Source organism: Geodermatophilus aquaeductus (genome assembly GCF_900182545.1).
GTDB lineage: Bacteria > Actinomycetota > Actinomycetes > Mycobacteriales > Geodermatophilaceae > Geodermatophilus > Geodermatophilus aquaeductus.
In genome coordinates this window covers 94,685-106,827 of record NZ_FXTJ01000012.1, presented here as the reverse complement: position 1 = coordinate 106,827, position 12,143 = coordinate 94,685, and the positions used below count along the sequence as shown (strand labels likewise).

At 75.5% G+C, this 12,143-nt stretch carries 14 protein-coding genes; 8 read left to right on the top strand and 6 right to left on the bottom strand.

Going from position 1 to position 12,143, the window contains the following annotated elements; genetic code table 11:
* Positions 1-31: 31 nt before the first annotated feature.
* Positions 32-739 carry a GAF and ANTAR domain-containing protein gene (locus tag FN207_RS26525; protein ID WP_185938500.1) on the bottom strand — a complete coding sequence of 236 codons (708 nt, stop codon included), beginning with the start codon at positions 737-739 and terminating at the stop codon, positions 32-34.
* A gap of 210 nt (positions 740-949) precedes the next feature.
* Here FN207_RS26525 and FN207_RS22205 point away from each other — a divergent pair, with 210 nt between their 5' ends.
* Complete coding sequence (locus FN207_RS22205) at positions 950-1,363, top strand: PPOX class F420-dependent oxidoreductase (RefSeq protein WP_142460627.1); 414 nt, start codon at positions 950-952, stop codon at positions 1,361-1,363.
* Here FN207_RS22205 and FN207_RS22200 read toward each other — a convergent pair.
* Positions 1,360-2,202, bottom strand: a complete 843-nt coding sequence (locus tag FN207_RS22200) for a helix-turn-helix domain-containing protein (RefSeq protein ID WP_142460626.1) — start codon at positions 2,200-2,202, stop codon at positions 1,360-1,362. The two genes, FN207_RS22205 and FN207_RS22200, sit on opposite strands and share 4 nt — an antisense overlap.
* 37 nt (positions 2,203-2,239) lie before the next feature.
* Here FN207_RS22200 and FN207_RS22195 point away from each other — a divergent pair, with 37 nt between their 5' ends.
* Genes FN207_RS22195 through FN207_RS22175 form a run of 5 tightly spaced genes read left to right on the top strand, consistent with a single transcriptional unit; the run spans position 2,240 to position 5,316 of the window.
* Positions 2,240-2,818 (top strand): TIGR03086 family metal-binding protein, encoded by a 579-nt coding sequence (locus tag FN207_RS22195; protein WP_142460625.1) that lies wholly within the window; start codon positions 2,240-2,242, stop codon positions 2,816-2,818.
* A gap of 29 nt (positions 2,819-2,847) precedes the next feature.
* Positions 2,848-3,738, top strand: a complete 891-nt coding sequence (locus tag FN207_RS22190; protein ID WP_142460624.1) for an alpha/beta fold hydrolase — start codon at positions 2,848-2,850, stop codon at positions 3,736-3,738.
* Between the two features lie 17 nt (positions 3,739-3,755).
* Positions 3,756-4,388 carry a class I SAM-dependent methyltransferase gene (locus tag FN207_RS22185; RefSeq protein ID WP_142460623.1) on the top strand — a complete coding sequence of 211 codons (633 nt, stop codon included), beginning with the start codon at positions 3,756-3,758 and terminating at the stop codon, positions 4,386-4,388.
* Entirely contained in the window at positions 4,385-4,942 is a 558-nt protein-coding gene (locus tag FN207_RS22180; RefSeq protein WP_142460622.1) for a hypothetical protein, read from the top strand. Before FN207_RS22185 ends, FN207_RS22180 begins: the two co-directional genes overlap by 4 nt.
* Positions 4,939-5,316: a DUF4267 domain-containing protein gene (locus tag FN207_RS22175; RefSeq protein WP_142460621.1), complete on the top strand. Its 378-nt coding sequence runs from the start codon at positions 4,939-4,941 to the stop codon at positions 5,314-5,316. The genes FN207_RS22180 and FN207_RS22175 overlap by 4 nt, the downstream gene beginning before the upstream one ends.
* 44 nt (positions 5,317-5,360) lie before the next feature.
* Here FN207_RS22175 and FN207_RS22170 read toward each other — a convergent pair whose 3' ends face one another.
* Together FN207_RS22170 and FN207_RS22165 are read right to left on the bottom strand one after the other, a co-directional pair.
* Positions 5,361-5,888, bottom strand: a complete 528-nt coding sequence (locus tag FN207_RS22170; protein ID WP_281282160.1) for an NUDIX hydrolase — start codon at positions 5,886-5,888, stop codon at positions 5,361-5,363.
* Between the two features lie 68 nt (positions 5,889-5,956).
* Positions 5,957-6,736, bottom strand: coding sequence for a sporulation protein (locus tag FN207_RS22165; protein WP_142460620.1), 780 nt, complete (start codon positions 6,734-6,736; stop codon positions 5,957-5,959).
* A 165-nt stretch (positions 6,737-6,901) separates the two neighbouring features.
* Here FN207_RS22165 and icmF point away from each other — a divergent pair, with 165 nt between their 5' ends.
* Positions 6,902-10,138: a fused isobutyryl-CoA mutase/GTPase IcmF gene (icmF, locus tag FN207_RS22160; protein WP_142460619.1), complete on the top strand. Its 3,237-nt coding sequence runs from the start codon at positions 6,902-6,904 to the stop codon at positions 10,136-10,138.
* An 8-nt stretch (positions 10,139-10,146) separates the two neighbouring features.
* Positions 10,147-10,920 (top strand): helical backbone metal receptor, encoded by a 774-nt coding sequence (locus tag FN207_RS22155; protein ID WP_142460618.1) that lies wholly within the window; start codon positions 10,147-10,149, stop codon positions 10,918-10,920.
* 21 nt (positions 10,921-10,941) lie between these two features.
* Here FN207_RS22155 and FN207_RS22150 read toward each other — a convergent pair whose 3' ends face one another.
* Together FN207_RS22150 and FN207_RS22145 are read right to left on the bottom strand one after the other, a co-directional pair.
* Complete coding sequence (locus FN207_RS22150) at positions 10,942-11,520, bottom strand: GNAT family N-acetyltransferase (protein WP_142460617.1); 579 nt, start codon at positions 11,518-11,520, stop codon at positions 10,942-10,944.
* A 50-nt stretch (positions 11,521-11,570) separates the two neighbouring features.
* Positions 11,571-12,140: a hypothetical protein gene (locus tag FN207_RS22145; RefSeq protein ID WP_142460616.1), complete on the bottom strand. Its 570-nt coding sequence runs from the start codon at positions 12,138-12,140 to the stop codon at positions 11,571-11,573.
* Between the last annotated feature and the right edge of the window lie 3 nt (positions 12,141-12,143).

The following is a 12,143-nucleotide window of genomic DNA, read 5'->3' as shown; positions in this document are numbered from 1 at the left end:
CCGAGGCGCCCCGGCCGCCCGGCCGTGCCGGTCAGCCGGGCGGGAACTCGCCGGTCCGGATCAGCCCGGCGGCCAGGTCGCGGACCTTGGTGTTGGTCTGGTTCGACACCCGGGTCAGCGCGTCGAAGGCCTGGTCGGCCGTCAGCCGGAAGCGCTCCATGAGGATGCCCTTCGCCTGGTCGATGACCGCCCGCGACTCGAGCGCCACCTGAAGGTGATCGGCCAGCTGCCGCACCCGCCCGTGGACCAGCGCGTTGGCCACGGGCACGACGGCGTGGCGGGAGAAGCGCTCCGCCCGCTCCCGCAGGTCCGCGTCGTCCTCCAGGGGCGGCTGCAGGTAGAGGTTCAGCCCGCCGACCACGGACTCCCGCGAGGGGAAGGGCGTCGACACGACGCCGTGCATGCCCGCCGCAGCGGCCGCCCGGGCGAGGTCCGGCCACCGCGGGTCGCCCGCCGAGTCCTCGACGACGACCATGTGGCCGGTGGTGGCCGCCTCGAGGCACGGGCCGTCCCCCAGGCGGTACTGCACGGCGTCGAGCTCGGCGGCCACGGCCGCGTTCGTGGACACGGTGGAGCCACCGTCGACCCCGACGACGGTCACCGACATCGCCGGCTGCCGGCCGAGCACCTCGACCGCCAGCTCGGAGACCTGCTCGAGCACCAGGGGCAGCGGACGGTCCACCGGCACGAGGCCGAGGTCGAGGAGCACTGCGGGGAGCGGGTCGTCCGCGGGGTTCACGCTGGTCACTCCGAGCCGGGCGGTGGCCGGCCCGGGGGCCGGCTGAGGACGTCGGGGCCCCGGTTGCTGCAGGACCCTCGGACGGCGGGGTCGAGCCCCGCGGCACGCCGGCTGTGTGACGCGCGGGGCCCAGGATACCGACACGTGCGGCCCGGTCCGGCGGGGCCGCCGGCGGGCGTGTCCGCGCCGGGAGCCGGGTAGGGGCGCGCCGTGGCAGACACCCAGGACGGTCCCGAGCTCCACCCGGTCACCCGCGAGCTGGCGGAGGGCCCGAACTACGCGGCGATCAGCACGCTGCTGCCCAGCGGGCGCATCCAGACGCAGTACATCTGGGTGGGCACCGACGGGCAGCGGCTCTACGTCAACACCGAGACCGGACGGCGCAAGTTCGAGAACATGGAGCGCGACCCGCGGGTCACCCTCGCCATCCGCGACGAGGGCAACCCCTACCGGTACGCGGAGGTCCGCGGCCGGGTGGCGGAGACGACGACCGGCCCGGAGGCGCGGGCGCACATCGACGAGCTCTCGCAGAAGTACGACGGCCGGCCCTACCCGGCCGAGAACATCAGGACGGAGCGGGTCACCGTCTGGATCGAGCCGGAGCGGCAGACGACGGCCGGTTAGCCCCCGCCGTACCGCGCGGCGAACTCGCCCGGCGTCATCCCGGTGACCCGGGCGAAGTCGCGGGTCAGGTGCGGCTGGTCGGCGTAGCCGAGGTCGGCGGCGACCCGCGCGGCCGTCGTCGTCCGGTCGCGCAGCCGCTCGGCGGCCTCCTGCAGCCGGCGCCGCTGCACCAGCCACTTCGGGGACAGCCCCAGCCGACGCGAGGCCAGCCGCTGCAGTGCGCGCTCGGACAGCCCCGTCCCCGCGCACAGCTGGTCCACCCGGGTGAGGTCCGGCCGTGACTCGACCAGCGCCACCAGCCGGTCGACGAGCAGTCCCTCCTCGTCGACGGGCAGGAACCGCCGCAGCGCGTCGTCGTAGGCCGCCCGCGCGGCCGCGTGCGCGTCGGGGGAGTGCGGGTCACCGGCCATCGCCGCGCGCACGCGGGCGGTCAGCCGGGCGCCGTCGTCGCCCAGGACCTCGGCGACGTCGACGGCGCGGTCGGTGTAGGCCGACACCGGCCCGCCCGCCACGAGCGCGCCGGCCGCGGGGGTGAGCATGACGCCGACCGCCCAGCCCTCGCCGGCGAGCGTCGTCGTCGACAGGCCGGAGACCACGCCGTAGAAGCGGGCGTAGTCCGGCGTGACGACGAGGAGGCAGACCGGGTACTGCAGCACCCGCTGGACGGCCTCCTGCCCCGGCGGCACCGACCACACCGGGATCCAGGTGCGCTGCACGAGGGCGGCCAGCGGGCCGGTCGTCTCGTAGCGGTACATGACGTGCGAGGCGTCGCGCGGGTCGCGCAGGTGCGCCCGCCCGATCGTGTCGCGGCGGTGCACGGGGCCGCTGTCGGGTTCCATCAAGACGCCAGGTTGCCGCATCGCCGACGCTGCCGTCATGACCGCCATCCCCGCCTCGGTCCCCGGGACCACCTCCATCGCCTCCGACTACGCCGCCGTCCTCGAGCCGCTGCTGGCCGTCGTCGACGCCGTGCCCGCCGCCGGCTGGGACGCCGCCACGCCCTGCGAGGACTGGACCGCCCGCGACGTCGTCGTCCACCTGGTCGAGACCCAGCGCGAGTTCCTCACCGGCCGCGGCGTGGACCTCGGCCCCGCGCCCGACGTCGCCGCCGACCCGGCCGGCGCGCTGCGGACGCACGCCGGGCAGGTGCTCGCCGCCGTGTCCGACCCCACCGTCGCCGAGGAGTCCTACGACGGCTTCTTCGGCCCGACCACGGTGGGGGAGACCCTCGCGCAGTTCTACGTCTGGGACATGGTCGTGCACCGCTGGGACCTCGCCCGCGCCACCGGCCGGGACGCCGGCCTCACCGACGCCGAGCTCGACCGCATCGAGTCCGGCGCCCGCAGCTGGGGCGACGCGCTGTACCTGGACGGCATCTGCCGCCCCGCCGTCGACGTGCCCGCCGACGCCCCCCGGGAGGCGCGGGTCCTCGCCCTGCTCGGCCGCCGCGCCTGAGCCGGCGGCGGGCGGGGTAGCCCCCGCGCATGCACCCCGGGCACACCGACTCCGCCGACGGGCCCCGCGAGGGCCGGCTCCAGCTGCGCGACGGCCGCTCCCTGGCCTACGCCGAGTGGGGGGACCCCGACGGTCGGCCGGTGCTCGGCTGCCACGGCTCCCCGAGCTCGCGCTTCGAGCGGCACGTCGACGACGCCGCCGCCTACCGCCGCTGGGGCGTGCGGCTGGTCGTCCCCGACCGGCCCGGCTTCGGCCGCTCGGACCCGCAGCCGGGCCGGCGGGTGACCGACTGGCCCGGCGACGTCGCCCAGCTGCTCGACTCCCTGGGCATCGACCGCTTCGCCGCCCTGTCGCTGTCCGGCGGGGCGGCCTACGCGCTGGCCTGCGCGCACGCGATGCCCGACCGGGTGACCGCGGTGGGGATCCTCGGCGGCGCCCCGCCGCCGGACGTCCCGTGGCCGTGGCCGGCCTGGCTGCCGACGTCGGTCCGCGCGGCCGCGCACCGGACCTCCCCGACGACGACGGCGCTGCTGCGGCCGGTGTTCGCGCCGCTGACCGTGCGCCCGCAGCTGCTGCCGCGCTACCTGCAGCTGCGGCTCAACCCCGCCGACCGGCGCGTGCTCGGCCGCCCCGCGGTCCGCCGGGTCATGGCCCGCACCTTCACCGAGGGGATGCGCCAGGGCGCCACGGCACTCGCCGAGGACCGGGCGCTGCTGTTCCGGCCGTGGGGCTTCCCGGTGGGCGAGGTGCGCCAGCACGTCGACGTCTGGCACGGCACGCAGGACTGGCAGGTGCCGGTGGCGCTCGGCCGCGTGCTGGCGGCGATGCTCCCGGACTGCACGGCGCACTGGTTCCCCGGCGAGGGTCACTTCCTCGTCTTCGACCACGCCCGCGACGTCTACGGTGCACTCGCCGCCTGAGTGGGTAGCGCCGCGGCATGGCTCCCTCCCAGCGCGGCAGCACCGCCGTGCCCCCCACCTACGTCGACGCCAACCGCCTGTGGGTCGACTCCCGGATCCGCTACGAGATCGGCCTGCGGGTCGAGGGCGCCATCCTGCGCCGGCTGGGGGCCCGCGGGCAGCGCGCCGTCGAGATCGGCACCGGGCGCCGCGGCCTGGGCGCCCGCGTCGCCGTCGAGCGGTTCGGCGCCACCGAGGTGACCGCGTTCGACCTGTACCCGGCCACGGTCGGCCGCGCCCGGATCGCCTGCGCCGACCTCGGCGAACGGGCCGCCTTCCGGGTCGGGGACGCCACGGCGCTGCCGGTCGACGACGCGAGCGTGGACCTCGTCGTCGACTTCCACGCGCTGCACCACATCGCCGACTGGCGCGCCGCCGTCGCCGAGGCCGCGCGGGTGCTGCGCCCCGGCGGGCAGCTGGCGCTGACGGAGATGACCGCCCGGTTCGTCGACGCGCCGTGGCTGCGCGCGGTCTCCCGCCACCCGGCCGACCGCTTCTCCAGCGACGAGCTGCTCGCCGAGCTGCGGGCGCACGGCCTCGAGGTGCCGGCCGGGCGGCTGCGGCGGGCGGCCGGCGACCGGTGGATCCAGGCCGTCGCCACCCGCGCGTGACCGTCGGCGGCATCGTCCGGGACAGCCTGGCGCTGCTGCGCCGGCACGCCGGACGGGTCTACGCCGTCTCGCTCGCGGTCACGCTGGTCAACACCGTCCCCGACGTGCTGCGCCAGCTGCTGGTCTACCGCGACCCGAGCCTCGGGCACGCGCTGCTGGTCGACGTCGTCGGCTTCGGCACCGGCCTGGTCGCCCAGCTGTGGCTGACCGGCGCGCTCACCGAGCTGCCCGGCACCGGCCGGGTGCGGCCAGGCGGCGCGCTGGGCCGGGGGACGGCGACGGCGCTGCGGGCGGTGCGGACCTCGCCGGCCGCGGTGCTCGCCGGGGTGGTCCTCGGCGGGGCGGTGTCGGCGCTGCTGACCGTGCCGGCGTCGGTGGCCGCGCTCGGGCTCGGGCAGGTGATCGGGCCGCTGGACGCGCCGTCGGCCGGGGGGTTCGCGGTCGCCACGGTCAGCGACGTCGTGGCCAGCGCGGTGACGCTGCCGTTCCTGGCGGTGGTGCTGGTGCTCACCGCCGGTTCGGCCAGGCAGTTCGCGGGCAAGGGCCGCGCGTGAGCAACGACTGGGACGGGACCCGCAAGACGGTCGGGACGCTGTCCATCTGGATCGGGACGACGGCGCTGTTCGCGCCCCGGTGGATCGCCGGTGCGCTGGGTGTGCGGCCCGACGCGGCGCGGGGCGACGTCGCGCTGCCGCTGCTCGTGCGCCTCGGGGCGGCCCGCAACATCGCCATGGGCGCCGCGCTGCTGGTCACCCCGGCACCGCAGGCCCGGCGCACCACCGAGGTGGCGCTGCTGCTGACCGGCCTCGACGCCGCGGCGGTGTGGACCTCGCGGGCGACCGGCGACGTGCGCCCGCGCAGTGCCGTCCTGTCGGGCATCGTGCTCGCCGTGGCCGCCTACGGCGCTGCCCGCTGGCACCGCCGCTAGCTCCGCCCCGTGCATCTCCGCGGAGATGCACGGTCTCCGGGCCGCTAGCGCCAGGCGAACACCGGCTGCTCGAGGTGGGCGACGCGGGTGGGCCGCCCGCGGCAGGCGACCTGGCAGAACTGGTGCAGGACCGCCGCGGTCGGGGCGTGCACCCAGCCGCCGAGCAGCGGCAGCCGGATGACCGGCGCGTCGGACTCGGGGATCGTCACCAGCACCGGGTCGACGTCGAGGTCGTCCAGCGGCACCCGGTACACCGCGGCCACCTCCGCCTCGGCCGGGCGCAGCTCCCCGGCGTCGCCGGCCCACACGACCACCGGGGTCATGACGTAGCCGGAGCGGGTCACGTAGTCGTCGAGCAGGCCCAGCACGTCGTCCGGGCCGCGCTCGAGGCCGACCTCCTCCTCCAGCTCGCGCAGCGCCGCCTGCACCGGGGTCTCGCCCTGGTCGAGCCGGCCGCCGGGCAGCGCCCACTGCCCGGCGTGCGCCCGCAGCCGCGCCGCCCGCCGGGTCACCAGCAGCGCCGGCCCGTCCGGCTCCTCGGTCACGCAGACCGCGACGGCGGCCTGGCGCAGCTCGGGCCGGCCGGCCGCGTGGCGCGGGAAGTCCCGCAGCCGCGCGGCCGCCGTCGCCCGGTCGAGCGTCAGAGCCAGCCGCGCCGGGCGCCCAGCGAGCGGACCGCGGCGTCGAGCTGCGCGGCCACCGCGGAGACGTCGGTGTCGGAGTGGCCGAAGTGCAGCCGGCCGCCGACGTCGCGGCCCTCGCTGAGCAGCCCGCCGCGCCGGTCGACCTCGAGCACGACCTCCACGCCGTGCGGGCCGGCCAGGAAGGTGACCTCGAGCTCGTTGACCCGCCCGCGCAGCGACGACGGCGGCGCGAACTCGACCTCCTGGTAGAAGGGCAGGTCGCTGCCGGCCAGCCGGCCCTTCTCGACGTCGGCGCCGCGGAAGGCGAAGCCCAGGCCGGTGAGCGCCGAGATGACGGTGCGCTGCACCGGCAGTGGCTGCACGGTGACCGCGTCGAGGTCGCCGGGGTCGACCGCGCCGGGGATGTCGACCTTGGTGCGCAGGCCGATCTTCACGCCGCGGAGGTTCCAGCCGTCGAGCGTGGTGAAGGGGCACTGCCAGGGCACCGGGAAGCTGAACGGGATCGCCGCCTTCGCGCCGGCCTCGATGCGGCCGGCGCCGGCCACCGACGCCGTCCCGAAGGTCACGTTCTCCTTCCACTCGTTGTCGCCGCTCTCGACCTCGACGGTGGCCTGCAGGGACACCCGGATCTCGTTGATCTCCTGCGCCACCTGCCCGCCGGTGAGGTGCACGGTGCCGGTGACCGCGCCGCCGGGGGTGGTGGTGGGGGAGTCGAGGACGGCGTCGACGGTGGCGTTGCCGGCGCCGAGCTTCGCCATCAGGTTGCGGAAGGCCATGGGGGAACAGCTCCGTTCGGTTCGGGGACGGCGGGCACCCTGACACCACGCGTCGGATATGGCGAGGGGTTCCCGCGCGGCCGGTCCCGGTCGGCGGAGAGCGGACACGCCCGGGCTACCGGAGAGTAGTTGGACGTCCTACTAAATCGGGCCTACCGTGCCCTCATGGCGTCCGCGGAGCTGCACGTGCCCGTCCACCCCGTCCGGTTCGTCACGGCGGCGAGCCTGTTCGACGGCCACGACGCCGCGATCAACGTGATGCGGCGGCTGCTGCAGTCGCAGGGCGCGGAGGTCGTGCACCTCGGCCACGACCGCGGCGTCGACGAGGTGGTGCGCGCCGCCGTCGAGGAGGACGTGCAGGGCGTCGCCATCTCCAGCTACCAGGGCGGGCACGTCGAGTACTTCAGCTACCTGAAGGAGCGCCTGGCCGACGCCGGGGCGGGCCACGTGCAGGTGTTCGGCGGCGGCGGGGGCGTGATCGTGCCCGAGGAGATCGCGCTGCTGGCCGAGCGCGGCGTGCGGGTGTTCAGCCCCGAGGACGGCGCCCGGCTGGGCCTGCCCGGGATGATCAACGAGCTGATCCGCTCCTGCGACGTCGACCTGTCCACGGAGGGCCCCGACGTCGACGCGCTGCTGACCGGCGACCCGCGGGCGCTGGCCCGGGCGGTGACCGTGCTCGAGGCCGGTGCCGACGACGCGCTGGCCGCCCGCGTCCGCGAGGCCGCCGCCGGGCGCACCGTGCCGGTCCTCGGCATCACCGGCACCGGCGGGTCGGGCAAGTCCTCGCTCACCGACGAGCTGCTGCGCCGGCTGCGCCGCGACCAGGAGGACAAGCTCCGCGTCGCCGTCGTCGCGATCGACCCCACCCGCCGCCGCGGCGGCGGCGCGCTGCTCGGCGACCGGATCCGGATGAACGCGCTGGAGTCCGGCGACGGCGCGCACACCTTCTTCCGCTCGATGGCCACCCGCACCGCCGGCGCGCAGGTGCCGGAGCACCTCGACGACGTCCTCGCCGCGGTGAAGGCCGCCGGCTTCGACCTCGTCATCGTGGAGACGCCGGGCATCGGGCAGGGCGACGCGGCGATCGTGCCGTTCAGCGACGTCTCGCTCTACGTCATGACGCCGGAGTTCGGCGCCGCTTCGCAACTCGAGAAGATCGACATGCTCGACCTCGCCGACGTCGTGGCGATCAACAAGTACGAGCGGCGCGGCGCCGAGGACGCCCGGCGCGACGTCGCCCGGCAGATGGTGCGCAACCGCGAGGCCTTCGGGCAGCCGTGGGAGCAGATGCCGGTGTTCGGCACCAGCGCCGCCCGCTTCGACGACGACGGCGTCACCGCGCTGTACCAGCACCTGCTCGGCCTGCTCGCCGAGAAGGGCCTGCCCGCCGGCGCCGGCGTGCTGCCGCGGGTGGACGTGCGCGCCTCGACCGGGCTGGCCAGCGTGGTGCCGGCGTCGCGGGCGCGGTACCTGGCCGACGTCGCCGACGCCGTGCGCGCGCACCACGGGGTCACCGAGGAGCAGGCCGCCGTCGTCCGCCGCCGCCAGCACCTGACCACCGCGGCCGAGGTGCTGGAGGGGGCCGCGGCCGAGGCCGCGCGGGAGGCGGCGGACGCCGCCGACCGGGAGGTGCTGCCCGAGGTGCGGGCGCTGCTGGAGGAGTGGCCCGCGCGGGTGGAGCAGTACTCCGGCGACGAGTTCGTCTACACGGTGCGCGGGAAGGAGATCCGCACGCCGCTGACCCGCGAGACGCTCTCGGGGACGAAGGTGCCGCGGGTGGCGCTGCCGCGCACGACCGACGCCGGCGACCTGCTGCGCTTCCTGCGCCGGGAGAACCTGCCGGGCGCCTTCCCGTACACGGCCGGCGTCTTCCCGTTCAAGCGGGCGGGTGAGGCCCCGGCGCGGATGTTCGCCGGCGAGGGCGACGCGTTCCGCACCAACCGGCGGTTCCGCGTGCTGTCGGCCGGCAACGAGGCCACCCGGCTGTCGACGGCGTTCGACTCGGTCACCCTCTACGGCCGCGACCCGCAGCCGCGGCCCGACGTCTACGGCAAGGTCGGTACCTCCGGCGTCTCCATCGCCACGCTCGACGACATGCGGGTGCTCTACGACGGGTTCGACCTGTGCGCGCCCACGACGTCGGTGTCGATGACGATCAACGGCCCCGCGCCCGCCGTCCTGGCGATGTTCCTCAACACCGCGATCGAGCAGCGGCTGGACCGATTCCGTGAGGAGGAGGGCCGCGAGCCCGACGAGGCCGAGGCCGAGGAGATCCGCGCCTGGGTGCTGTCGACCGTCCGCGGCACGGTGCAGGCCGACATCCTCAAGGAGGACCAGGGCCAGAACACCTGCATCTTCTCCACCGAGTTCGCGCTGCGCTGCATGGCCGACATCCAGCAGTGGTTCATCGAGCACCGGGTGCGCAACTTCTACTCGGTGTCGATCTCCGGCTACCACATCGCCGAGGCCGGGGCGAACCCCATCAGCCAACTCGCCTTCACGCTGGCCAACGGCTTCACCTACGTCGAGGCCTACCTGGCGCGCGGCATGGCGATCGACGACTTCGCGCCCAACCTGAGCTTCTTCTTCAGCAACGGCATGGACGCCGAGTACACGGTGATCGGCCGGGTGGCGCGGCGGATCTGGGCGGTGGCGATGCGCGACCGCTACGGCGCCGGCGCGCGCTCGCAGCAGCTGAAGTACCACGTGCAGACCTCGGGCCGGTCGCTGCACGCGCAGGAGATGGACTTCAACGACATCCGGACGACGCTGCAGGCGCTGTGCGCGATCTACGACAACGCCAACTCGCTGCACACCAACGCCTACGACGAGGCGGTGACCACGCCGTCGGAGCACTCGGTCCGCCGCGCGCTGGCCATCCAGATGATCATCGACCGGGAGTGGGGCCTCGCCGGGAACGAGAACCCGCTGCAGGGGTCGGCGGTCGTCGAGGAGCTCACCGACCTGGTCGAGGAGGCGGTGCTGGCCGAGTTCGACCGGATCGCCGAGCGCGGCGGTGTGCTGGGCGCGATGGAGACCGGTTACCAGCGCGGGCGCATCCAGGACGAGTCGATGCTCTACGAGCACCGCAAGCACGACGGGTCGCTGCCGATCGTCGGCGTCAACACCTTCCTCGACCCGCACCGGGACGAGGCCCCGCCGCGGAAGGTGGAGCTCGCCCGGGCCACCGAGGCGGAGAAGCAGTCGCAGCTCGACCGGCTGGCCGACTTCCGGGCCCGGCACGCCGACGAGGCGCCCGCCGCGCTGGCCGCGCTGCAGGAGGCGGCGACGTCGGGCGGGAACGTGTTCGCCGCGCTGATGGACGCCGTCCGGGTGTGTTCGCTGGGGCAGATCTCCGAGGCGTTCTTCGAGGTGGGCGGCCAGTACCGCCGCAACGTCTAGCGGCAGAAATGGCCATTTCCGCCGCCCTGGTGGACGACCTGGGGGAGCCGGTCCCGCTGACGGGGCCGGCCCGGCGGGTGGTCTCGCTGGTGCCCTCGCTGACCGAGGCGCTGGCGGTGACCGTGCCCGACCGGCTGGTGGGCGCCACCGACTGGTGCACCCACCCGGCCGGGCTCGACGTCCCGCGCGTGCGCGGCACCAAGAACCCCGACCGGTCGGCGATCGCTGCGCTCGCGCCGGACCTGGTGGTCTGCAACCGGGAGGAGAACCGGCGGCTCGACGTCGACCGGCTGCGCGCCTCGGGGATCGCGGTCTGGGTGACGGTGATCGAGGCGGTGGACGAGGCGCTGGCCTCGATGCGCCGGCTGTTCGCCGAGGCGCTCGACCTGCCCGAGCCGGGCTGGCTGACGGCGGCGGCCGCCGAGTGGGCGCGCCCGGTGCCGGCGCCGCCGCTGCGGTGCGCCGTGCCGGTGTGGCGGGACCCGTGGATGGTCGTCGGCCCGCGCACCTTCACCGGCGACGTGCTCGCGCGGCTCGGCCTGGTCAACGTCTTCGGCGCGGGGGAGAACCGCTATCCGCACGTGTCGGTCGACGACGTCCTCGCTGCGCGGCCCGACGTCGTCCTGCTGCCCGACGAGCCGTACCTCTTCACCGCCGACGACGGCCCCGAGGCGTTCCCCGGCGTGCGGTCGGTGCTGGTGTCCGGGCGGGCGCTGACCTGGTACGGCCCGTCACTGGCCACCGCCCGCGCCGACCTGCTCGCCGCCCTCGGGGCCCGCTGACCGCCTGGCACCCGTCGCCGGTCAGGTCAGTGCCCGGCGCATGAGGACCCGGGGGAAGCCGCCGGCGACAGCGTCGGTGTCGGCGGCCTTGGTGAAGCCCGCCGCCTCGAACAGCCGCCGCGTCCCGACGAAGGCCATGGTCGTGTCGACCCGCCGGTCCCCGCTGTCGGCCGGGTAGCCCTCGACGGCCGGGGCACCCTGCGACGCGGCGTAGTCCACCGCACCCTGGAGCAGCGCGTGCGCGATGCCGCGGCCGCGGTGGCCGGGACGCACGCGGACGCACCACAGCGACCAGACCGGCAGGTCGTCGACGTGCGGGATCTTCGCCGAGCGCTCGAACGGCAGCTCGGCGCGCGGTGCGACGGCGGCCCAGCCGACCACCTCACCGTCGTCGTAGGCGAGGACCCCGGGGGCGACCGGGCGGGTGGTCAGCTCGCGGACGTACTCGCGGCGGGCGGGACCGACGAGCTCCCGGTTGGTCCTCGAGTCGAGGCGGTGGCTGAGGCACCAGCAGACGTTCGAGGCCGGGTTCTTCGGGCCGAGCATCGTGGCGACGTCGTCGAACCGCTCAGCCGTGGCCGGCCGGACCTCGATGCCCATCCCGGGACGCTAGCGCCGGGAGGCCCCTGTACGGGCCGCACACCGTCGGCTCACCGCGCCGGCTGGACGTCGGCCAGGAAGCGCTCGACGACCGCCGTCCACCGCTCGCGTGCCTCGTCGTTGGCCTCGAGGGTCGGCACGCCGATCTGCGTGGCCACGAGCGACGCCGTCCCGTTCTTCTTCGGCTCGCTGGTGACGACGATCGAGGAGCCGTCCACGGCCCGCGTCCGCCAGGTGATGCGCCGGTCCGTTCCGCTGACCTTGAGCTCGCCGCCGGCCAGGACCTCCTGCACCGCGGCATCGCCGTCGGCGAAGGCCCGCCAGCGCTCCATGAGCTCGGTCATCCCGAGCGGCGTCGCCCTGCTGACACTGCACTGGAACGTGCCGTCGGAGCGCTGCCCGGGGATCCGCCGGCCGATGTGCTGCTCGTAGGCGACGGTCACCGCCTGGGCCCACCAGCCGCGCTGCGCGAAGCCGTCGCCGAGCTCCTCGTACACCTGCAGCGCGATCTGGCCGTGGTCGAGGTCCTTGGCGCCGATGCCGTCCAGGAAGCGCAGCCACTCGTCCCACGTCCGGCCGGTGGTGCGCTCGATCGGCGCGATGCGGGGGTTCGTCGCCATGCC

Excerpts from the sequence above, each read along its gene's own strand:
- FN207_RS22200 (WP_142460626.1), bottom strand. The coding sequence starts at position 2,202 with ATGGAACCCGACAGCGGCCCCGTGCACCGCCGCGACACGATCGGGCGG.
- FN207_RS22195 (WP_142460625.1), top strand. The coding sequence starts at position 2,240 with ATGACCGCCATCCCCGCCTCGGTCCCCGGGACCACCTCCATCGCCTCC.
- FN207_RS22190 (WP_142460624.1), top strand. The coding sequence starts at position 2,848 with ATGCACCCCGGGCACACCGACTCCGCCGACGGGCCCCGCGAGGGCCGG.
- FN207_RS22185 (WP_142460623.1), top strand. The coding sequence starts at position 3,756 with ATGGCTCCCTCCCAGCGCGGCAGCACCGCCGTGCCCCCCACCTACGTC.
- FN207_RS22165 (WP_142460620.1), bottom strand. The coding sequence starts at position 6,736 with ATGGCCTTCCGCAACCTGATGGCGAAGCTCGGCGCCGGCAACGCCACC.
- icmF (WP_142460619.1), top strand. The coding sequence starts at position 6,902 with ATGGCGTCCGCGGAGCTGCACGTGCCCGTCCACCCCGTCCGGTTCGTC.
- FN207_RS22155 (WP_142460618.1), top strand. The coding sequence starts at position 10,147 with ATGGCCATTTCCGCCGCCCTGGTGGACGACCTGGGGGAGCCGGTCCCG.
- FN207_RS22150 (WP_142460617.1), bottom strand. The coding sequence starts at position 11,520 with ATGGGCATCGAGGTCCGGCCGGCCACGGCTGAGCGGTTCGACGACGTC.
- FN207_RS22145 (WP_142460616.1), bottom strand. The coding sequence starts at position 12,140 with ATGGCGACGAACCCCCGCATCGCGCCGATCGAGCGCACCACCGGCCGG.